The 21,351-nt window shown below is 70.7% G+C and carries 13 protein-coding genes; 3 read left to right on the forward strand and 10 right to left on the reverse strand.

Annotated features, from left to right (window positions below; all coding sequences use genetic code 11):
* Nucleotides 1-4: 4 nt before the first annotated feature.
* The 7 genes from ACIQVL_RS02510 to pulA all read right to left on the reverse strand — a co-directional run bounded on the left by ACIQVL_RS02510 (nucleotide 5) and on the right by pulA (nucleotide 13,242).
* A complete protein-coding gene (locus tag ACIQVL_RS02510; protein ID WP_403431050.1) occupies nucleotides 5-361 on the reverse strand; it encodes a 5-carboxymethyl-2-hydroxymuconate Delta-isomerase in 357 nt (118 codons plus the stop codon).
* A 41-nt stretch (nucleotides 362-402) separates the two neighbouring features.
* The gene (locus ACIQVL_RS02515) at nucleotides 403-1,290 is read right to left on the reverse strand and encodes an ABC transporter permease (protein ID WP_403431047.1); all 888 of its coding nucleotides are present in this window, start codon (nucleotides 1,288-1,290) and stop codon (nucleotides 403-405) included.
* Nucleotides 1,287-2,402: an ATP-binding cassette domain-containing protein gene (locus ACIQVL_RS02520; RefSeq protein ID WP_403474059.1), complete on the reverse strand. Its 1,116-nt coding sequence runs from the start codon at nucleotides 2,400-2,402 to the stop codon at nucleotides 1,287-1,289. The genes ACIQVL_RS02515 and ACIQVL_RS02520 overlap by 4 nt, the downstream gene beginning before the upstream one ends.
* 107 nt (nucleotides 2,403-2,509) lie before the next feature.
* Entirely contained in the window at nucleotides 2,510-2,665 is a 156-nt protein-coding gene (locus tag ACIQVL_RS02525) for a VenA family class IV lanthipeptide (protein WP_362600081.1), read from the reverse strand.
* A gap of 49 nt (nucleotides 2,666-2,714) precedes the next feature.
* Nucleotides 2,715-5,414: a class IV lanthionine synthetase LanL gene (gene lanL / locus ACIQVL_RS02530; RefSeq protein WP_403474060.1), complete on the reverse strand. Its 2,700-nt coding sequence runs from the start codon at nucleotides 5,412-5,414 to the stop codon at nucleotides 2,715-2,717.
* A 729-nt stretch (nucleotides 5,415-6,143) separates the two neighbouring features.
* Nucleotides 6,144-7,772 (reverse strand): SpoIIE family protein phosphatase, encoded by a 1,629-nt coding sequence (locus ACIQVL_RS02535; protein WP_403431040.1) that lies wholly within the window; start codon nucleotides 7,770-7,772, stop codon nucleotides 6,144-6,146.
* Nucleotides 7,773-7,845: 73 nt separating this feature from the next.
* The gene (pulA, locus tag ACIQVL_RS02540; RefSeq protein ID WP_403431037.1) at nucleotides 7,846-13,242 is read right to left on the reverse strand and encodes a pullulanase-type alpha-1,6-glucosidase; all 5,397 of its coding nucleotides are present in this window, start codon (nucleotides 13,240-13,242) and stop codon (nucleotides 7,846-7,848) included.
* 199 nt (nucleotides 13,243-13,441) lie between these two features.
* Here pulA and ACIQVL_RS02545 point away from each other — a divergent pair, with 199 nt between their 5' ends.
* Both ACIQVL_RS02545 and ACIQVL_RS02550 read left to right on the forward strand, forming a co-directional pair.
* A complete protein-coding gene (locus ACIQVL_RS02545) occupies nucleotides 13,442-15,517 on the forward strand; it encodes a carbohydrate-binding module family 20 domain-containing protein (protein WP_403431034.1) in 2,076 nt (691 codons plus the stop codon).
* A gap of 152 nt (nucleotides 15,518-15,669) precedes the next feature.
* Nucleotides 15,670-16,260, forward strand: a complete 591-nt coding sequence (locus ACIQVL_RS02550; protein ID WP_403431031.1) for a DUF4232 domain-containing protein — start codon at nucleotides 15,670-15,672, stop codon at nucleotides 16,258-16,260.
* A gap of 28 nt (nucleotides 16,261-16,288) precedes the next feature.
* Here the strand turns inward: ACIQVL_RS02550 and ACIQVL_RS02555 are convergent, their stop codons facing one another.
* Nucleotides 16,289-17,065, reverse strand: coding sequence for an SDR family NAD(P)-dependent oxidoreductase (locus tag ACIQVL_RS02555; protein ID WP_403474061.1), 777 nt, complete (start codon nucleotides 17,063-17,065; stop codon nucleotides 16,289-16,291).
* Between the two features lie 86 nt (nucleotides 17,066-17,151).
* Here ACIQVL_RS02555 and ACIQVL_RS02560 point away from each other — a divergent pair, with 86 nt between their 5' ends.
* Nucleotides 17,152-18,018 carry a helix-turn-helix transcriptional regulator gene (locus ACIQVL_RS02560; RefSeq protein ID WP_403431026.1) on the forward strand — a complete coding sequence of 289 codons (867 nt, stop codon included), beginning with the start codon at nucleotides 17,152-17,154 and terminating at the stop codon, nucleotides 18,016-18,018.
* Here ACIQVL_RS02560 and ACIQVL_RS02565 read toward each other — a convergent pair.
* Both ACIQVL_RS02565 and ACIQVL_RS02570 read right to left on the reverse strand, forming a co-directional pair.
* Complete coding sequence (locus tag ACIQVL_RS02565; protein ID WP_403431023.1) at nucleotides 17,994-19,367, reverse strand: alpha-amylase family protein; 1,374 nt, start codon at nucleotides 19,365-19,367, stop codon at nucleotides 17,994-17,996. The genes ACIQVL_RS02560 and ACIQVL_RS02565 overlap by 25 nt on opposite strands.
* 138 nt (nucleotides 19,368-19,505) lie before the next feature.
* A complete protein-coding gene (locus ACIQVL_RS02570) occupies nucleotides 19,506-21,224 on the reverse strand; it encodes an alpha-amylase family glycosyl hydrolase (protein ID WP_403431435.1) in 1,719 nt (572 codons plus the stop codon).
* Between the last annotated feature and the right edge of the window lie 127 nt (nucleotides 21,225-21,351).

Consider the following 21,351-nt stretch of genomic DNA (forward strand, 5'->3'; position numbering starts at 1 on the left):
AGGCCTAGCCCTCGTACTTCCGGTACGACGGGTCCAGGTCCCGTACCTCCGCGGACGCGTGCAGCACAGCCCCCTCCGGCTTCAGGTGTTCCCGCAGCAGTTCCAGCGTCGCCTCGGTCAGCTTCGCCTTCGTCTCGTCGGTGCGGCCGGCCAGCAGGCCGAAGGTCACGTGGACGATGACGTGCGCCCCGTCGGTGCCGTAGCCGAAGGCGGTCTCGTCGGCGGCGCGGAACAGGGTCTTGCAGGCCTCGGGCCTGGCCGACGCGATCTCGACCACGGCGCGGTGCAGGGCCGCGACAAAACCCTGCCGGTCGAAGGCGGAGCCCGCCGAGGCGGTGTAGTCGACGGTGATCTGCGGCATGAGCACTCCTGTTTCTGCGGCGACAGGGTCCAGCCTAGGTCTCACTCCTGGCGGCCGAAGCGGTGGGCCGCCCAGAGCAGGGCGAGGACCCCGCCCGCCGGCAGGAGGGCGGCCTCCAGGAGCAGGGGAGGCTGCCGGCCGAACCACTCGATGCCCGCGGCGGTCGCCTGGCCCGGTACCCGTGACGCGATGCAGCGGCGCAGCAGGTCCACTCCGTAGGCGAGCGGATCGAGGGCGACCAGCGTGCGGACCCAGCCCGGCAGGTTCGCCGTCGGGAAGAAGCCGCCGGAGAGGAACAGCAGCGGCATCATCACCAGGCCCAGCAGCATCTGGAAGGTCTCGGGCCGGTCCAGGCTCACGGCCAGCAGCAGGGACAGGGCCGTGACGGCGAAGGAGGCCAGGAGCAGGGCGGCGAGGAGCAGCGCCAGCAGGAGCGGGTCGTAGGGCAGGCCGACGGCCCCGGCCAGGCCGAGCAGGACGGCGCCCTGGACCGTGGAGACGAGGGTGCCGCCGGCGCAGCTGCCGAGCAGGAGGGTGGACCGGCTGACCGGGGCCATCAGGAGTTCGCGCAGGTAGCCGCTCTGCCGGTCGGTGATCAGGCGGATGCCGACGACGATGGCCGGCGCCTGCACCGTCATGATCAGCATGCCGGGGAAGAGATAGGCCTGGTAGCCGACGCCCAGTGAGGAGTTGGGGATCAGGGCGGCCAGGCCGCCCCCCAGGACGAAGAGGTAGAGCACCGGCTGGAGCAGCATCAGGGCGGTGTGGACGCGCTGGGCCGACAGGCGCAGCAGATCGCGGTGGACCAGGGCGTGGACGGCACGCAGCTCGTGGCGCAGGCGGGTCCCCGGCTCCCGGCCGGCGCCGGGGTCGTCCGGGGTGACGGGGGTGTCGGGGGTGTCCGAGGCCGGGAGGGCGGATGCGGTCACAGGGCCTCCTCGGTCGCCGCCGCGGGGGCGGCCGGTGTCGGGTGGGAGCCGGGGACGTGGATGCTGCGGCCGGTGTGGTGGAAGAAGGCGTCGTCGAGCGTCGGCGGCGTCGCGGACGCGGCGTGCACGGCGATGCCGTGGCCGGCCAGCGCCCCGCACAGACGGGGGATCCAGGCGCTGCCGTCGGGCAGCCGCAGGGACACCCCGCCGGCGTCCTGGGTGACGGCGAGGCCCGGCGGCACGGTCCGGCCCACGACCCGTCGTGCCGAGGCGTCGTCGTCGGTGCGCAGCACCACCCGGTCGTCCCCGATCGCGGCCTTGAGCCCGAGGGGCGTGCCCCGGGCCACCAGCCGGCCGTGGTCGATGATGCCGAGGCGGTCGCAGTTCTCCGCCTCCTCCAGGTAGTGGGTGGTGACGAAGACGGTGCAGCCGTACCGCTCGCGCAGCAGCCGCAGGTGCCCCCAGACCTGGGCGCGGGCGTGCGGGTCGAGTCCGGTGGTCGGCTCGTCGAGGAACAGCACCCGCGGCGCGTGCAGCAGGCCGCGGGCGAGTTCCAGACGGCGGCGCATGCCGCCGGACAGGGTGCGTACCGGGGAACGCCGCCGGTCGGCCAGTCCGACCGTTTCGAGCATCTCGGTGACGCGCAGGCGGGCGTGGCGCCGGCGCAGTCCGTAGAGGCGGGCGTGGATGTGCAGGTTCTGTTCGGCCGTCAGGTCCGGGTCCAGGGCGCTGTGCTGGAAGAGCATCCCGACCGCCGCGCGTACCCGGTCCGGCCGGCCGAGCACGTCGGCGCCCGCCACCGTGGCGTGTCCGGCGGTGGGGCGGGCCAGTGCGCACAGCAGGGCGAGGGTGGTGGACTTGCCCGCCCCGTTGGGGCCGAGGAAGGCGAAGGTCTCGCCTTCGAACACGTCCAGGTCCAGGCCGCGAACGGCGTGGGTGGTGGTTCCGTCCGGGCCCGGGTAGCTCTTGACCAGGCCGCGCGTACTGATGGCGTACGCGGTCCGCGCCGCGCACGGCGCGGCGTCCGGGGCCGGGTTCCGGTCCAGGTCCGGGTCGGTGGCGGTCGGTGTGGTCGTCCGGGTGCGGGCGTCGTCACCGGCGGGTGGCTGCATGGTCGGGTCCTCGTCCACGGGGGTGTCTTCCGCGGGCCTGCCGTCCGCAGCGGCCCCGGCTCCGGCCGGTGGCCGCCCGAGGGCGGCCACCGGCCGGAGGTTCTCGGCTAGGCGCAGCTGATGCCGACGCAGACCGTGTTGAGCAGCGTCAGCAGGCCGACGCACGCACAGGTCCCGGAGTACGACGCTCCGTCGAAGTCGACCGGGTCGGTCTCCGGAAGGGCGTGCAGCTCGGCCAGCAGCTCAAGGGCCTGGTTCTCCATGACATTCTCCTTCTGTGAGCGGTTAGCGGCAGGGGGGTTTTCCTGCCGCTCAGCCCGGCTGCTGGACAGTCCAGTGCCGGGAGTCGGTGTGGCGGGTCCGCAGGAGGAACGCCAGGATTCCCGCGGACCCGTCGCTCCAGCTCGTCGAGACGTCCCCGTACTCGTTGGGGAAGACGACGTGGGCTGTGCGGTGGGCGCGTTCGGAGACGATGAGGCGGGCCAGGTCATCGGCCATCGCCCGGTAGGCGGGCTCCCCGGTGGCGTCGGCCATGTCGAGGAGGAAGTCGCCGTTGCCCGCCAGCCCGTGGCACTGGGTGAGGGCGGCCCGGGAGGCGCGCTCCACGACGGCGTGCACGGCGCCGCGGGCGAGATCGCCGAATCGTTTGTCCCCGGTCTGCTGCCAGAGCCGGACCAGGAAGGAGCCGATGCCCGCCGAACCGTGGCACCAGTACGGGGCCGTGGGCGGGTCCGTGGCCTGGGCCGGCCACTGGGCCGCGGGGCCGACCAGCACGGCGTTGGCCACCAGGTGCTCTCCGGCCGCGACGGCCAGCTCCAGGTGTTCCGGCCGGCCGGAGACGGCGGCGGCGGTGAGGAGGAAGCTGCCGATGCCTGCGCTTCCGTGCGCGAAGCCCAGGTAGCGTTTGCCGGCCTCTTCGGAGACGGCTTCCGCGGGGACGGGCCAGCTCACTCCGGACGGTTCGGGCTGTGCGGCGGCGGCCAGCCGGTCGGCCGCGTCGACGACCAGTCCGGCCAGGCGCGGGTCGCCGGTACGGCGCCACAGGTGGGCGGCGGCGAGTCCGCTGCCCGCGCTGCCGTGGGTGATGTCGTGACTGGGCGTCGGTTCCAGCGGCGCCAGCGCGAGGGCGAGCGCGTGGTTGGTGAGCGTGCGGTCGGCGACCACCCGCCCGGCGTCGTACAGCGCCCAGGCGATGCCGCGGCCGCCGAAGTGCAGGCCCGGACGGATGGCGCGGGTGTCGGTACGGGCGGCGATCCAGCTGCCCGCGGTGGAGATCAGGTCCGGCAGGCGGGGGTCGCCGGTGAGCTCGAAGTACCGTGTCAGGACCGCCAGTACGCCTGCCGCGCCCTGCTGCACGGTGCAGGGGTCGGTCTCCCCGGCCATGGTGGACACGGGCCACAGCCGCCGGTCGTCGTGCGGGGTCATCGAATCGACGAGGTGGTCCACCATCCCGGTGACCGCGGCCTGCAGCACCGTGTCCGGATCATCCGGACCGACCGGATCGACCGGGCCGACCGCTCGTGCCGGCCCGGCGGTGGTCCGCCCCGGCCGCGCCGGGTCCGCGCCGCGCAGCGCCGTACGCGCCCTGGCGGGGTCCCAGCGCACGCCGGGCCCGTCCTTCGTCAGTCCGAGGATCATCTCGGGCAGGCCGTCCGGAAGCCGCAACGTTTCGTCGCAGGCGGCAAGCCACTCGGCGAACCGCTGCTCCGGGGTCCTGGCCGCCGGTTCCTCCGGCAGCAGGTTCGGTACCTTCCCGGCGAGCACGAAGCACACGGTGGCGCCGAGGCTGTAGTAGTCGGCCGTCGGGGAGACCGGGGCGTCCGTCAGGCGCTCGGGCGCGCTGAAGCCCGGGGTTCCGACCCGGGTCGGCAGCGGGACGTCGTCCGCGAGGACGGCGAGCTCCAGGTCGATGAGGCGCAGTTCGCCGTCGGGGCGGACCATGACGTTGCCGGGTGTGAGGTCGCGGAGGACGCAGCCGCGGGCGTGGGCCGCCGCGACCAGCTCCACCAGGCGCCCGGCCTGGACGAGCGCGTCCGCCCGGTAGCGTTCGCCGCCGACGTCACGGAAGCGTTCGGCGACCCAGGTGCGCAGGGGCACGCCCGGCACTTCCTCCTGGGCGAGGAACAGGTGCCCGCCCGTCTCGAACATCGCGAGCGGCTCCGGCGCGAGGCCCGTGCCCTTGAGCTTCTCCAGTGTCCTCGCCTCGGCCCGCAGCCAGTCACGGACGTCGGAGCCGGAGGCGTCGCCCTCGACGTGCGGCCGGGCCTCCTTGATCACCACGGGTGCGCCCGTGGTGACGTCGGTGCCCCGGTAGACACCGCCCTTGTTGGTGTGCCGGATAGCCTCCCGTACCGAGAACCGGCCGCCGAGCAGCACCGGGCTGTGCGCCGCCTTCTCCTTTCGCGGTGGCAGCGGCACCGAGGCGGGAAAGGGGCTGACCGCCCAGGGGGGCGGGGAATACCGCCCCGTGCGCTTGTCCTCCACGGGATTGCCGTCGGGGTCCTCGATGAACCACACCAGCAGACCCTGCTCCGAAAGCCGCCGCCGGCCGACGAAGGCACCGTAGCGGTAGTGCACCAGGCTGTTGGGGGCATAAGGCTGGTCGGACAGGATCCGGGGGCCGGCCAGTCCCGCCGTGGCCTCGTGCAGCGCCAGCGCCAGTCGTGCGGCATCGGCGTCGGAGGACGGGTACACGGTGATGAACTTGCCCGAGCTCCCTCGCGGCGTGGCGCGTGAATTGAGCGCGCCCACCTGGTCGAGCGACCGGACGAACTTGAATCCCGAATCCTCGCACAACAGCACGTCCAACGCCTTCTCCAGCACTTCCGGCGCGGAGGCGGCCGTCGCCGAGACATGCAATTTCCAGCCCTGCCTACGTCGCATGCCGGACTGGTGGGTGAGGCGGCACCACATCTCGTCCGCGTCGGTCGTCCAACGCGCGCCGGCACCTGTGGTCTGTAACGCGCGGCTGAGTAGAATTCCGAGATCGACTCCGGTTGCATGGCTCGTCATACGTGTCCCTCTCAACGGCGAGAACCGCTGGTTGGAATATCTCTTCGGCGAGAAGAAACGTACAACAGCCGCCCGCCGGACGTCACTTGATTCAGTGAGCGCACGGTGTTGCACCGGCAATGGGTGGCGCAGTACGGCGCAGAACGGAGGCGTATAAATGTCGGCGCTCCGGAAAATAATCCACGCGTTCGACGGCATCTCGGTCCACGTTCGGGGAAAAGAAACAGTGTGCACCAATTAACTCTGAATCAAAACGCGGTGATAAAGAGAGGTTCATGAGAACCACGGCGACCCGCCGGTCTCAACTCTCCCAGCGAATCCCGCGCACTTGCCGGCAGGGAGTGGAGCCGCCGCCTTCGTTATCCACCGGTCCGCGAATTCGATCTGGCAGCGAACCGGGCACGAGTAGTGACAGCCATGGCCATAGCGAACGCAATCGACGCGGAATATCCCGTGCCGTTTCCTGCTCGATTTTCGAATCCGCCCACTTCCGCCCGGTTCTGCTCGAATCCGTCATGACGCACGCCGGCCCGCCTCGATCCGCCCCCTCAAATCCGTGGCGCACCAGGCAAGTTGGCGAGCCCGAGGAATGCCGGAGGAATGCCGACGGGGCGCCGTGGGCGGACGTCGGCGGACGTCAGGGGGCGTCGACGGACGGCAAGTGGCGTCGGTGGACGTCAGGTGGCGTCGGTGGACGTCGGTCGGGGGGCGTCCGGGGCGGGACGGCCGCTAGTCCGCCAGGCTCAGTGCCAGCAGTGCGATGTCGTCCTCGCGGTCCTGGCCGAAGCAGGCGAGGAGGGTGTCGCACAGGGCCTCCAGGCCGGGCAGGGCGCCGCCGGCGGCGGCCCGGAGGTGCTCCATGGAGACCGTGAGGTCGGTACCGCGGGTCTCGATGAGGCCGTCGGTGACCATGAGGAGCCGGTCGGTGGGTTCGAGGACCAGCTCGGTGGGCGGCGGGTGCGGCAGGCCCACCCCGAGCAGCGGGCCGGACGCCTTGACGTACTCGGCGCTGCCGTCGTCGCCCAGTATCAGCGGCGGGATGTGCCCGGCGTTGGCGATACGGGTGCGCCCGGTCCGCGGATCGATCAGGGCGAGGCAGACGGTCGCCGTGACCTCGGCGTGGTAGTGCTGGAGCAGCTTGTCGAGCCGTTCGGCGAGGGCGGCCGGGTCGCTCTCGGTGAGGCAGTAGGCGCGCAGCGCGTGCCGCAGTTCGACCATGACGGTGGCCGCGTCCAGCGAGTGCCCCACGACGTCCCCGACCGCGGTGAGCACCCCGTCGCCTACCCGCAGCGCGGCGTAGAAGTCGCCGCCGATCTCGGTCTCCTGGGAGGCGGGCTCGTACCGTACCGCTATGTCGACGCCCGGCAGCTCGGGCAGCTGGTGCGGGCGGGGCAGGAAGCTGTGCTGGAGGGTGAGCGCGACATGCCGCTCCACCTGGTACATGAGCAGCGGCTCCGCGGCGAGCGCGGTGGCCTGGGCCAGCTGGGCCAGCAGCGCCTCGTTCTCGGGGTCGATCCTGCGCTGCCCGCGGGTGGGGATGGCCACGCACACCGGCACCTTGCCGTCCTGGGTGAGGACCAGCGTCAGCCGGGCGTCGTGCTGCACCCCGGGCCGGAAGAACCCGGTGGGCCACAGCGGCGTCGGCACGGTGGTGATCCGGACCCCGGACTGCCCGCGGGTGAGCCGCCGCAGCAGACCGGCCACGTCCCGGTGGGCGCCCGCGTCGGGCAGGGCGAGGGAGGTGCGCTCCCGGTACAGGCCGCGGTACAGCTCGTCGTCCTGGTCGAGGACGAAGACGGCGGCGGGGCAGCCGAGGAGGCGTGCGGCACCGTCCGCGGCGGCGTCGGCCAGTTCCTGCAGCGAACGCGCCGCCTGGATGGTGACGATCGTCTCCGACAGCAGTTTCAGCCGCCGTACCAGCGCCTGGTCGTCGGCGCGCAGCCGGGCGGCGCGGACCGCGGCCCGGACCGCCGCCTCGATCTCCTCCGGCTCGGCGGGCACCGTCAGATACGCCTCGGCCCCCGTGTCCAGCCCCAGGCAGCGGTCCGCAGGGGGGACCCGGAGGGCGGAGAAGTGCACCACGGGCAGCGCGGCCATGTGCGGCCGCTCCTTGAGCCGGCGGCACAGCTCGAAGCCGCTCATGTCCGGCAGGTTCACGTCGACGAGGGCCACGTCGGGCAGGGCCCCCTTGCGCAGCCGTACGTCGAGTTCGGCGAGCGCCTGCCGGCCGTCGGCGACCGCGACGACCTGGTGACCGGCCCGGCGCAGGACGGTGCCCAGCGCGTACCGGCTCGCGGGTTCGTCGTCCACGACCAGCACGGTCGTGTCTGTCAGCTTGCCGTTGACGTCGACGTCCATTCTCCCAGCCCCTGGACAGCACCGGTGGGGCAGTACCCGGTACCGGGCCTGCCCCACCAACGTACGGCGTCGGTCACGTCGTTCGCGAGAACACCGCCACCGTGCGCCCCGGAACCTCGAACGTACCCGTTTCCCGGTCGTACGATGCCGATCTGACGACGGGGTCCGCGCCCGACGCCTGCACCGGGTGCAGCCGGTAACCGGTTCCGGCCAGGGTGCCCACCCGCTGCTCCTGCTGCTCGGGGCTCGCGTTGAACACGACGACGAGGTCACCGAGTTCCATGGTGATCACGCCGGGCGTCTCGTCCTTCCCGGACAGCGGGAAGGAGAGCCCGGACTGCACCTGCGCGGCCGTGCCGAGCGAGAACGCCTTGTCGGTCGTGCGGATCCGCAGCAGGTCCCGGTAGGCGGCCGAGGCCCCGGCGATCTGCGCGCAGCCGACGTTCACCGAGGTCAGCAGCGGCTTGGCGTAGGACCACTTGGACTGGTTGTCGGCGGCCGTCGGGAGCCCGCGGCCGAAGCCGTTGCCGTCGGCGCAGTTCCAGTGGACGGCGTTGAACCAGTCGCCGCTGTCGAAGGAGTTGCGGTCCAGGGACTTGGAGCGCAGCAGGTCGGTGCCGGCCTGGGAGAGCGAGGGTCCCTGCGAGAGGGCGGCCGTGGCCATCGCCAGGACCTGCATCCGGGCCCGGTCGGACGCCGAGGTGCCGGCCGGCAGTTTGTACGTCAGCGCGTCGAACAGGGACTCGTTGTCGTGCGCGTCGACATAGGCGAGGGCGTCACCGGGTGCGTCGGCGTAGCCGGCGGGCGAGCCGTTGTAGTCGATCTCGGCGCCGGTGACCTCCTTGCCGTCGCTGTCGGTGAACCGGTACTTGGCGAGGTTGCCGGTGAGACCGACCTTGATCAGGTCCTGGTAGTGCAGCAGCCGGGCCTTCTGCTCGGCCGTGGTGCCGTTGGCGGTCGAGGAGTTGGGGTCGGTGTACAGGCCGGAGGCGAAGCCCTGGATGCCGGGGTCGTCGTCGAAGGGGCTGCCGCCGCGCACCGCGTCCCTGGCCCGGTCGGAGAAGGTGGCGATGCCGGTGCCGGCCATGTTCTGCTGGGTGGCCTGCACGAACCGGGCGTCGTTCGCGACCTCGCCGAAGTTCCAGCCCTCCCCGTACAGGATGATCTTCTTGCCGTCGACGCCGTCCTTCTTCAGGGTCAGCGCGTCGAGCGCCTTGCGGACCGCGAGGATGTTGGCCTTCGGATGGTGGCCCATCAGGTCGAAACGGAACCCGTCGACCTTGTACTCCTTCGCCCAGGTGACGATCGAGTCCACCACCAGCTTGCCCATCATGGCGTTCTCGGGCGCGGTGTTGGCGCAGCAGGTGCTGTTGGCCACGCTGCCGTCGGCGAGCAGCCGCTGGTAGTAGCCGGGCACGATCCGGTCGAGGACGCTGGTGTCCGCCTCCCCGCTCGCCGCCGTGTGGTTGTAGACGACGTCCATGACGACCCGCAGCCCGTCGTCGTTGAGCGACTTGACCATCTTCCGGAACTGCACGGTACGCGCGGTGCCGTCCGGGTCGGTGGCGTAGGAGCCCTCGGGGACCGTGAAGTGGTACGGGTCGTAACCCCAGTTGTAGGCGTCCTTCGCGGCCGTCGCGGAGACGCACGCCTGCTGCTGCTCGGAGTCGGCCGGGTAGGAGGCGAGGTCGCAGTCGGGGCTCGCCTGGTCGGCCTTGTGCTCGGGCACGGTCGCGAAGTCGAAGACCGGGAGGAGGTGGACGTACGAAGTCCCGGACTTCGCGAGGGCCTTGAGGTGCTTGGAGCCGTCGCTGTTCTTGTCGGTGAAGGCGAGGTACGTGCCCCGGTCGGCGGCCGGGACCGTGGCGTCGGCCACCGAGAAGTCCCGGACGTGCAGCTCCTGGATCTGGGCGTCCTTCATCGGGACGGCCTTGGGCTTGGTGTACGTCGACCAGCCGCCCGGCGCCAGGGACCTGTCGTTCAGGTCGACGACGAGGCTGCGCTCGGAGTCGGCCGTGAGGGCGACCGAGTAGGGGTCGGTGACCTTGTTCGTGACCACCTTCCGGACCGTGGGCGCCCAGACCTTCACGACGTACCGGTAGGGCTTGTTCTTCCAGGACGCCGGGCCGGTGACGGACCAGACGCCGGTGGCGGGGTCGCGGTGCATCGGCTTGACCGCGCCGTCGAGTTCGAGGGCGACGGACTGCGCGGTCGGCGCCCACACGGAGAGGGTGGGCTTCCCGTGGTGGAAGACCGGGCCGAGGGCTGCCTTGGTGGCCGTCGCGTACACGTCGTCGAGCACCCCGGCGAGCTGCACGCCGGTCGCGGCCGGCACGGCCCCGTTGGCGGCCCGCTGGGAGGCGACGACCTGTCCGCCGAGCGCCTCGCGCACCCGGCCGCGGTCGCGCGGGTCGACCGACCAGGCCGTGTAGTCCTTCAGGTACGGGAACTCGGCCTTCTGCGCGTCGGTGAGGGTGGTCTTCGTCAGCCGCAGCCACCGCTCGTCGTCGCTGGTCAGCGTCCCGTCCTTGACGGCGATCGAGCCGTCGTGGGAGTAGACCAGCTGGGTGGAGACCGCGCCGTCGACGCCGTCCCAGGCGACCGTGTCCCGGTCGATCCAGACCGCCTTGGAGGTGGACAGGTCGAGCGCGGCGGCGCTGCCGGCGGGCTGCGGGAGCAGGTACTTCTCCTGGCCGTTCAACAGCCACACCTCGTAGCCGTTCGACTTGAGGTCGAGCGACTGGTCGGCGGAGAGGTCCTTCTCGTCGCCCTTGTGGATGATGTAGCTGAGGCTGGTGGCACCCTCGGTGAGCGGTACCTCGAAGACCGCGCCATAGGCGTCGGTCTTCACCGGCTGCAGGGGGCTCGACCAGTCGGTGGGGTTCGCGGCGCCCGTCCAGACGTGCAGGCCCCAGCCGTCGTAGTCCCCTCCCCCAGAGCCGAAAGCCTGGGAGGTGCCCCCAGCGCGGTGGTAGTGGATGACCGCCTTCGTGGTGTCCTGGGCGGGGTAGTCGGGCTTCGTCGTGAGAACGTCGGCCTTCCCCTGCTCGATCCACACCTCGCCCGTCCTGGTGACGTCGATGGAGCGGTCGGCGGAGACGTCCTTGTTCCCGTCCTTGTCGATGACGAGGAAGCCGACGTTCGTGGCGCCGGGCTTCAGCTTGACGTAGGCGAAGGCGCCGTACGCGTCCCGGCCGGTGAAGGGGTGGCTCGCGGGCCAGGTGGTCGCCTCGCCGTCGGCGAGGTCGCCCCAGGCGTACAGGCCCCAGTCGGCGTAGTCGCCGTCGGTGCGCTTGTAGTGGACGACCGCGTAGTCGCGGGAGGAGGCGGTGGGCGTCTCGGGCGCGGGCGGGGTGCCGCTGGCGCTCTCGGCGAGCGCGCTGCCGGTGTGCCCGGCGGAGTCGACGACGACCGCCTTGTAGCGCAGGGCGGTGCCGGCCGGGACGTCCGCGGCGAGGGTCTGGGTGACCTGGTAGGGGGCGTGGTCGGCGGAGCCGAGGGTGGTCCACTTCCCGTTGCCGACCTGGGCGGCGAAGACCACGCGGTTCAGCTGCCCGCCGGTGACGTCCGCGGTGAGGTCGACGGTGCCGGTGGCGCCGGCGGCCGGGGCGGTGAGGGTCAGGGTGGGTGCGGTGGCGGGCCTGGCGAGCGGGCCGGCCGCCTTGTAGACGACGGCGGACCCGGCGGGGACGGTGACGGTCAGCTTCGCCGAGCCGTCGGAGGTGAGGGTGCCGTCGGTGCCGTAGACCGCCCGGTAGCGCATGCCGGCCGACCCGGTGGCGAAGGTCGCCGTCTTCGCCGTGCCGGCGTTGTTGAAGGCGACGACGTACTCCTGGCCGGTCTTCGCGTCCGTCCGGGTGAACGCGTAGACACCGGCGCCGTCGGCCGCGTAGCGCTCGGTCTGGACGCCGCCGGCGAGGGCCGGGTTGTCCTTGCGGAGCTTGCCGAGAGCACTGATCTGCCGGTAGAGCGGTGCACTCGTGTCGTAGGAGTCGCTGGCGGCGGTCCGGTCGGTGCCGATCTCGTCGTCGTCGAGATAGTCGGCGACCTTCGACGCGAACATCGTCTGCCGGGCGTCCTTGTCGCCGCCGGAGCCGGTGAAGCCCTGCTCGTCGCCGTAGTAGACGACCGGGTTGCCCCGGCTGAGGAACATCACCTCGTTGGCGAGCCGGTCCTTGGCCAGCAGTTCGGCGTCCGTGGCCTTCGGGTTGTCCTGCTCCAGGAAGGACCCGATCCGGCCCATGTCGTGGTTGCCGAGGAAGGTGACCTGCTCGTAGGCGTTCGCCTTGTCGGTCGTGTACCTGTAGTCGTCGCCGAAGACGCTCGCCAGTTTCTGCGCGCTGCCGCCCTGGGAGGCGTAGGAGCGGGCCGCGTCCTGGAACGGGAAGTCGAGGGTCGCGTCGAGGCGGCCCTGGGTGACGTACGGCGAGGTGACGGACGTGTCCGCGGAGTACGTCTCGCCGAACATGAAGAAGTTCTTACGGCCGTGCCGCGCCGCGTACTTGTCCAGCGCGGTCGCCCACTGCGTCCAGAACTCCATGTTCACGTTCTTGACGGTGTCGATCCGGAAGCCGTCGATGGCGAAGTCCTTCACCCACCGCTCGTAGATCTTCTCCATGCCGCTGACGACCTCGGGCCGCTCGGTCCACAGGTCGTCCAGGCCGGAGAAGTCGCCGTAGGTCGCGGACTCGCCGGCGAACGTCGAGTCGCCCCGGTTGTGGTACATCGTCGGGTCGTTGAGCCACGACGGCACCTTCGACTCACTGGTGACGGTCGGCGTACGCGGGAAGGAGGCGGCGGAGACGGCCGGGAACTTCTTCCTGCCGTCCGCGTAGTCGGCGTCGTCGAAGGGCTGCCCGTCCTTGGTCAGGTAGGGGAAGGCGCCCTTGGAGAGGTAGTCGTAGGACTTCTCTTCATAGTCGACGACGTCGGCGGTGTGGTTGGTGATGACGTCGAAGAAGACCTTCATGCCCTTGGCGTGCGCCTTGGAGACGAGGGTCTCCAGGTCCTTGTTGGTCCCGAAGTGCGGGTCGACCTGGGTGAAGTCGGTGATCCAGTACCCGTGGTAGCCGGCCGAGGCGTTGCTCCCGGTGCCCTGCACGGGCTTGTTCTTGAAGATCGGGGCCATCCAGATGGCGGTGGTGCCGAGCCCCTTGATGTAGTCGAGCCGCTGGGTCAGACCCTTGAGGTCGCCGCCCTGGTAGAAGCCCTTGTCGGTGGGGTCGTAGCCGGTGGAGAGCCGGGAGCCGGTCAGGCCGCCCTTGTCGTTGCTCCTGTCCCCGTTGGCGAAACGGTCCGGCATGACGAAGTAGAACTGCTCGCGGGTGTCGTCGTGCCGGGCGGGCTCGGCGGCGAGTCGCGCGTCGGAGGGCGGCGCGGGCGGGGCGGCGGCGTGTGCGGCGACCGGCTGCACGAGCGCGGCGGCGAGGGCGGCGACGGCGACGGCCGCGACCCGTCTGACATGTATCACCGGCGTGAACTCCTAGCGATAGCGGCTCTCTTGGATCCGTCTGGGTCCGACCCCGCGCGACCGTATCGCTAACGAAAGGTTTACAGCAAGAGGCTTGAAACTCACAGCAAGAACTTTCACGAGGCGTATTGACGCGTTGTCTCAACTGGCCCACGCTCCAGGGTTGTTGAAGCCTGTCCCTCTTGTTTGGGAGCCGCACATGACCGGACACCGCCCCCCGGGTGTCTTCAGACGCACGGCCGTCGCGATCGCCGCGGGCGCCCTGGCGCTCGCGGGCGTCGTCGCCCTGCCGGCCACCGCCGCACAGGCGGACACCACCGCCAAGGGCGACGTGATCGCCAACCTCTGGGAATGGAACTGGAACTCGATCGCGTCCGAGTGCACGAACGTGCTCGGCCCGGCCGGGTACGGCGCGGTGCAGGTCGCCCCGCCGTCGGAGTCGCTCAAGCAGTCCAGCTACTACTGGTGGGACGTCTACCAGCCGTACTCGTACACCCTGAACAGCCGTTTCGGGACCGCGACGCAGTTCGCCGCGATGGTCACCGCCTGCCACACCGCGGGCGTGAAGGTCTACACCGACGCGGTGATCAACCACACCGCCGCCCAGACCGGCACCGGCTACGACGGCACCACCCTCACCAACAAGTACGACACCCCGGACTGGGACCCGAGCGACTACCACACCTCCGCCGACTGCCCCACCTCCGACCTGACCATCCAGGACTACTCGAACCTCACCCAGGTCCAGAACTGCGAGCTGCTGGGCCTTCCCGACCTCAAGACCAGTGCGGACAACGTCCGTTCGGGCCTCGCCGCCTTCCTCAACAAGCAGATCGCGCTCGGCGTCGACGGCTTCCGCGTCGACTCGGCCAAGCACATCCCGGCCACCGACATGGCGGCCATCGTCGCCAAGCTGAACACCACGACGTCCGGCGCGGCGCCGTACGTCTTCGACGAGGTCTACCCGGGCTCCACCCCGCAGCCCAGCGACTACTACGGCTCCGGTGACGTCCTGGACTTCACCTACGCGAGCAAGATGAAGTCGGCCTTCCAGGGCAACGTCAGCGACCTCTCCTCCCTCGAAAGCAGCGGCATCCTGCCCGCCGCCAACTCGGTGTCCTTCGTGACCAACCACGACACCGAGCGCAACGGCCTGCACATGAGCTACAAGGACGGCGACAGCTACAAGCTCGCCAACCTCTTCGAGCTGGCCTACAAGTGGTCGACGCCGACCATCTACTCCAGCTGGCAGTGGACCCAGAGCGACCAGGCCCCGCCGAACTCCGCGGGCTTCGTCACCGACACCAACTGCTCCAGCGGCTGGAACTGCCTCGACCGCGACACCGCCGTCGTCGGCATGGTCGCCTGGCACAACGCGGCCGGCAGCGCGGCCGTCTCCAACTGGCAGACCATGTCGTCGAACGTCATCGGCTTCGGCCGCAGCGGCGCCGGCTTCTTCGCCGTCAACAACGGCTCCTCGTCGGCCACCTACACCTTCACCACCGGCATGGCCGACGGCACGTACTCCAACGTGGTCGACGGCGGCGAGAGCACGGTCACCGTCTCCGGCGGCAACGCGAGCATCACCATCCCCGCGAAGGACGCCGTCGCCTTCTACAACTCCTCCTACACCTGCACGGTCGGCTGCGACGACGGCGGCAGCGGCGGCGGTGGCTCCACCTCCACGGTGACCGCGACCTTCAACGAGTACGCGTCCACCACCACCGGCACCAACGTCTACGTCGTCGGCTCCATCGACGCCCTGGGCGGCTGGGACACCTCGAAGGCGATCCAGCTCTCGTCCTCCGGATACCCGATCTGGTCGGGCGCGGTGAGCGTACCGATCAACACGTCCTTCACGTACAAGTACATAAAGAAGGACAGTTCAGGCAACGTGACCTGGGAGTCCAACGCCAACAGATCGGCGGCCACCACCACTTCGGCGGTCTCCCTCAACAACTCCTGGAACGTGGCGAACGCCGACGCCACGGACGTCACCTTCAACGAGTACGCCACCACCGACTACGGCACCAACGTCTACGTCGTCGGCTCCATCGCCTCCCTCGGCTCCTGGAACACCGGCGACGCGATCCCGCTGTCCTCGGAGTCGTACCCGACGTGGAGCAAGCTGGTGATCGTCCCGAAGACCACGACGTTCACTTATAAATTCCTCAAAAAGGACAGCTCCGGGACGGTGACGTGGGAGTCGGGCACCAACCGCTCCTACACGACCGGCAGCTCGTCGGGCTACACCACTAGTGACACCTGGAAGTAGTCGGGCGGTCGCGGACAGGTACGGAAATTTCCTGTCGCCTCTCGTGAACAATTCCGGAGTACCGCGCATCTGACTTTGTGTACGGCACACGAAGACGGCGCGGGCCGCATACCGCGGCCCGCGCCTCGGAGCGCGAGTGGAGCACTGTCACCGTGAACGCACACCGGAACACCACCGACCTGTCCACCACCACCCGGCACCGCACCGGCCGCAGGCTCGGCCGTACGGTGCTCGCCGCCGCGGCCGTCGCCGGCCTGGGGCTCGCCTGGGCCGGAACCGCCGAGGCCGCGAGCCCGAGCGCCGCCAAGGCCACGCCCACCTGCTCCGCCGCCGCGCTCAAGGCCACCTTCGGCAAGCAGCTGGCCGGCGGCATGAACCACCAGGGCGTCGTCATCACGCTGCGCAACCTCAGCGGGAAGACCTGCGCACTGCGCGGCTACCCTGGCCTCGGCCTGGAGAGCTCCGCGCACAAGGCGATCACGACCCACACGCACTGGGGCAGCACCTGGTACGCCAAGGACCCGGGCAAGAAGACCCTCGTCCTCAAGGACGGCCAGAGCGCCGAGGCCGTCGTCGCCTGGACCCACGCCAACACCGGCACGTCGGGCGCGGTGCACGCCTCCTACCTGGAGATCACGCCGCCCGCCTCGACCAAGCACAAGACGCTGGCCTTCCCCCAGTGGGTCGACCACGCCGACCTGTCCGTCACCGCGCTGGCCCGGCACATCGACGTCAGCGACTGACCTCCCGCGCCCTGGACGGCGGCTGCGCCTATGCCCCGGCCCCGCCGTCCACCTGCAGGACCGCGCCCGACACATAGGAGGCGCGGTCGCTCAGGAGCCAGGCGGCGGCCTCGGCGATCTCGTCGGGGGTGGCCGTGCGGCGCAGGGGCGTCACGGACTTCATGTGGTCGATGACGCCGGGGGTGGCCTCGTCCCAGGCGCGGACCATCTCGGTGAGCGCGCCGCCGGGGGCGATGGCGTTGACGCGGATGCCCTCGGGGCCGTACGTGACGGCGGCCGACTGGGTGAGGCTGTTGACGGCCCGCTTCATGGCGCCGTAGACGGGCAGGACCGGGTTGGCGCGCAGGCTGCCGATGGAGGAGTTGTTGACGATGGCGCCGGTGCCGGCGGTGGCCCGAATGGCGGCGATCTCGGCGGTCATGGCGAGCCAGACACCCTTGAGGTTCACGGCGGTGACGTGGTCGAAGTCGGCCTCGGCGAGTTCGTCCAGGGGGCCCGGCCGCTGGGCGACCGCACCGTTGTTGAAGGCGATGTCCAGGCGGCCGTAGAGCTCCACCGTGCGGTCCACGGCCGCGCGGACGCTCGCCGCGTCGGCCAGGTCGCAGACCGCGTGGTCAGCGGTGCCGCCCGCCGCGCGGATCTCATCGGTGACCGTCTTGAGCTGGTCCTCCGTGCGGGCCGCGAGCAGCACCCGGGCGCCCTCGCGGGCGAAGAGCCGGGCCGCGGCCGCGCCGATGCCCCGTCCGGCGCCGCTGACGAAGGCGACCTTGCCGGTCAGAAGGCCTGTGTTCACTGTGTTGTCCATGGCTCCGAGGCTGCGTCCTGCCGCGAGGCCCATCCAGGCACCGGCGGTACCTGGATGGGGTCGGGCGGACAGGGAACACTGGACGCGTGGACAGGCAAGAACTCGCCGCTTTCCTGCGCAGCCGGCGTGAGCGGATCTCCCCCGCCGAGGTGGGGTTGCCCCGTGGCCCGCGGCGCCGTACTCCCGGACTGCGGCGCGAGGAGGTGGCGCAGCTGGCGTTCATCTCGACGGAGTACTACACGCGTCTTGAGCAGGCCCGGGGGCCGCGGCCGTCGCGTGAGGTGCTGGGCGGGCTGGCACGGGCGCTGCGGTTGTCCGATGCCGAGCGCACTCATCTGCACCACCTGGCCGGGGCTCCGCCGGGGCCGCCGCCCGGGCCCCCGCGTGAGGTGCGGCAGAGTCTGCTCGACCTGTTGCACCGGCTTCCGCAGTCCGCCGCCTTCGTGACCTCCGCGACCTGCGAGGTGCTGGCCTGGAACGACCTGGCGGCGGCCCTCATGGAGGACTTCTCCGCCCTGCCCCCGCGCGGCCGCAACCTCATGCGCCGCGCCTTCCTCGACCCGCGTCCGGCGGGCAGCAGGCTGTACGGGGTGTCGGACGTGGACGCCTTCGCCCGGCTCTCGGCGCAGCGGCTGCGGGCCGCGGCCGGCCGGTACCCCGACTCGCCCGAGGTGACCGGCCTGGTGGCCGAACTCCTTGCCGGGAGCGAGGAGTTCGGGCGGCTGTGGGAGTCGCACGACGTGTCCACCGAGCCCACCCTGGTCAAGACCTTCCGGCACCCGGTGGTGGGCCCGGTCACCGTCAACTGCGACGTCCTGGACATCACCGACCGGGACCAGCAGGTCGTGATCTACACCGCCACGCTGGGGTCACGGTCCGAGGAGGCGCTGCGGCTGCTCTCGGTGATCGGGACGCAGCGGATGGATCCTCAGCAGGTGGACTTCCCGGCGTAGATCGCGAGGGCGGTGTTCGAGGGCAGCGTGGCGGTGAACTGGCCGCTCGAGTCGACCCTCACCGACGCGTTCGCCTGCACGTCGCAGTACGTCCCGGCCGGCAGCGCCGTCTGGTACGTCCGGGTCAGCGAGCTCGACTCGTGGTTGATGGCGACATAGCCCTTGGTGCCCCGGCCGAAGGCGATCGCGTCGGCGCCGTCGTCCCACCAGTTGGTCATCGCCTGGCCGCGCACCGCGTTGCGGAAGGCGACCATGCGGATGATCTCCGGCCAGGCGTGCTGGCACTTCCAGCCGTCCTGCCAGCAGGCGTTGACGACCCCGTTGTTGGGCGGGCCCGCGTCGGCGTCCGACCACTCGTAGCCGGAGTTGATGTCGGGGGCGCCGTACGGGTAGGCGAGCATGAAGACGTTGGCCAGGGTGTAGTTGGCGCCGTCCTTGTAGTTGAGCGTGGAGCCGTTGCGCTCGGTGTCGTGGTTGTCGACGAAGACCCCGGCGACCGAGCTGCTCATGTAGCCCCAGCCCTCGCCGTAGTTCTTCAGGTAGGCGAGGTTCTCGTCGTTGAAGACGCGCTTGAGGTCGTAGGCGTACCGGAACTCCTGGACGTCCCCGTTGCCGGTGTACTCGGTGGGCTGGACGGCCTCGCCGGCGCCGTAGATGACCTCCTGCTTCCAGTAGACGGAGGGGTTGGTCAGCCGGGTCTTGATGTTGGCGAGGTCCTCGGCCGGGATGTGCTTGGCCGCGTCGATCCGGAAGCCGTCGACGCCGAGGCCGAGCAGGTCGTTCATGTAGCCGGCGATGGTCTTGCGGACGTACTCCTCGCCGGTGTCCAGGTCCGCGAGGCCGACGAGTTCGCAGTGCTGGACGTTCCAGCGGTCGGCGTAGTTGGAGACGAGCGAGGTGCAGTCGTCGAAGTCGTAGGAGGAGTACAGGCCGGGGTAGTCGTACTTGGTGTACGACGAGCCGCCGGTGCCGGTGCCGCTGCCTGCGGACATGTGGTTGATGACGGTGTCGACGACCACCTTCACACCGGCCGCGTGGCAGGTGTTCACCATGTTCTGGAAGGAGGTGCGGTCGCCGAGCCGGCCCGCGATCTTGTACGACACCGGCTGGTACGACGTCCACCACTGCGAGCCCTGTATGTGCTCGGCGGGCGGGGAGACCTGGACGTATCCGTAGCCGGCGGGGCCCAGGGTGCTGGTGCACTCCTTGGCGACCGAGCCGTAGTTCCACTCGAAGAGGACGGCGGTGACGTCCTTCGTGCCGGGCGGGGAGGCCGACGCGACGGACGGGGTCATGACAACGCTACAGGCGGCCAGCGCCAGTGCGGCGGAGAGGGTCTTACGTGCCATGTGGGGTTCCTTCACCATTGAAGGCTCTTGCAGAAACCTTGCTGAAACCTTGCGGTTGCGCAGATGCTAAGGGCCCGCTCCCCGGATGGGTAGCGGGCCCTGTGAAGTTGCTGCAAGAAGTTACCGAGTGACGACCCGTCAGGCGGTCGTCCACCACACGGTGGTGTCGGCCGGCAGCTTAGCCTCGCCGTCGGCCTCCGTCAGTTCGCCGCTGGCCAGGAGCACCCTGCCGTAGGTCGGAGTCGTCACCGACTCCCCGCTCGTGTTCGCGACACACACGAACTCCCCGCGCCGGAAGGCGAGGACGCCCTCGGGGGCGCGCAGCCACTCCACCGCGTCGCCCGCACCGAGGTCGGGCTGGGCGCGGCGGGCGGCCAGCGCGGCGCGGTACAGCTCCAGCGTCGAACCGGCCACCCCCGTCTGCGCCTCCACGCTCAGCTCGCCCCAACTCGCGGGCTGCGGCAGCCAGCTGCCCCCGCCGCCGAAGCCGTACGACGAGCCCTCCCGCGTCCACGGGATCGGCACCCGGCAGCCGTCCCGGAAGCCGTCCTGGCCCGCGCCCCGGAAGTACGCGGGGTCCTGGCGGACCTCGTCGGGCAGGTCCACGACGTCCGGGAGGCCCAGCTCCTCGCCCTGGTAGACGTAGGCCGAGCCGGGCAGCGCGAGCATCAGGAGGGTGGCCGCGCGCGCCCGGCGCAGGCCCAGCTCCCGGTCGCCGGCCGTGCGGATCTGGGTGCCGAGGCCCGGCGGGTTGGCGAAGCGGGTGGCGTGCCGGGTGACGTCGTGGTTGGAGAGCACCCAGGTGGCCGGTGCACCGACCGGGCGCATGGCCTCCAGGGTGCGGTCGATGACCGTACGGAGTTCCTTCGCGTCCCAGTCCGTGCTCAGGTACTGGAAGTTGAAGGCCTGGTGGAGCTCGTCCGGGCGGACGTAGTTGGCGGTGCGCTCGACGGTCGGCGTCCAGGCCTCGGCGACGAAGATCCGCCCACCCGTCGCCCACCACCGCCCTTCTGCGGAAAGCCCTTCGGGCCCCAGTTCATTTTCGGCGTACTCGTCGAGGACGTGCCGCCACTGCCGGTAGACCTCGTGCACGCCGTCCTGGTCGAAGAACGGCATGACATCGTTGCCCAGCAGCTTGAGCTGGTCGGCGCCGCCGAGGTCCGGCAGCCCCTCCGCCTTCACCAGGCCGTGGGCGACGTCGATACGGAAGCCGTCCACGCCCATGTCCAGCCAGAACCGCAGGATGGAGCGGAACTCGTCGCCGACGGCCGGGTGGTCCCAGTTGAAGTCGGGCTGCTCCGGGGCGAAGAGGTGGAGGTACCACTCGCCGTCGGCCACCCGCGTCCACGCGGGCCCGCCGAAGATGGACTCCCAGTCGTTGGGTGGCAGTTCGCCGTTCTCGCCCTTCCCGGGGCGGAAGTGGTACCGGTCGCGCGACGGCGATCCCGGCCCCTCCGCCAGCGCCCGCTTGAACCACTCGTGCTGGTCCGAGGAGTGGTTGGGCACCAGGTCGACGATGATCCGCAGACCCAGCCCATGCGCGTCCCGGATGAGCGCGTCCGCGTCCAGCAGGTTGCCGAACATGGGGTCCACGGCCCGGTAGTCGGCGACGTCGTAGCCGGCGTCCGCCTGCGGCGAGGCGTAGAACGGGCTGAGCCACACGGCGTCGACACCGAGGTCACGCAGGTAAGGGAGTCTGCCGCGCACGCCCTCCAGGTCCCCCATCCCGTCGCCGTTGCTGTCGGCGAAGCTGCGCGGATACACCTGATAGATCACCGCGTCCCGCCACCAGTCGCGGCGACGGGCGAGGGTGGCGGTGGTCGGGGCCGGGTCGGCGGCGGAGTGCTGCTGGCTCATGGCGTCCTTGATGCGTCGTAACTGGGTCATCGGGTCAGAGGTGGGGTGTGGAGGCGGCCGTGGTGACAGCGGGGTCGGATGGTCACCACGGCCGCCAACCCGCGCCCGAGGGGCAGCGCCCCGAAGG

The organism is Streptomyces sp. NPDC090499 (assembly GCF_044769305.1).
Lineage (GTDB): Bacteria > Actinomycetota > Actinomycetes > Streptomycetales > Streptomycetaceae > Streptomyces.

Bases quoted from the DNA above. Each gene is read 5' to 3' on its own strand.
- lanL (WP_403474060.1), bottom strand. From the start codon at position 5,414: ATGACGAGCCATGCAACCGGAGTCGATCTCGGAATTCTACTCAGCCGC.
- ACIQVL_RS02570 (WP_403431435.1), bottom strand. From the start codon at position 21,224: ATGAGCCAGCAGCACTCCGCCGCCGACCCGGCCCCGACCACCGCCACC.
- ACIQVL_RS02510 (WP_403431050.1), bottom strand. From the start codon at position 361: ATGCCGCAGATCACCGTCGACTACACCGCCTCGGCGGGCTCCGCCTTC.
- ACIQVL_RS02535 (WP_403431040.1), bottom strand. From the start codon at position 7,772: ATGGACGTCGACGTCAACGGCAAGCTGACAGACACGACCGTGCTGGTC.
- ACIQVL_RS02545 (WP_403431034.1), top strand. From the start codon at position 13,442: ATGACCGGACACCGCCCCCCGGGTGTCTTCAGACGCACGGCCGTCGCG.
- ACIQVL_RS02520 (WP_403474059.1), bottom strand. From the start codon at position 2,402: ATGCAGCCACCCGCCGGTGACGACGCCCGCACCCGGACGACCACACCG.
- ACIQVL_RS02525 (WP_362600081.1), bottom strand. From the start codon at position 2,665: ATGGAGAACCAGGCCCTTGAGCTGCTGGCCGAGCTGCACGCCCTTCCG.
- ACIQVL_RS02555 (WP_403474061.1), bottom strand. From the start codon at position 17,065: ATGGACAACACAGTGAACACAGGCCTTCTGACCGGCAAGGTCGCCTTC.
- ACIQVL_RS02565 (WP_403431023.1), bottom strand. From the start codon at position 19,367: ATGGCACGTAAGACCCTCTCCGCCGCACTGGCGCTGGCCGCCTGTAGC.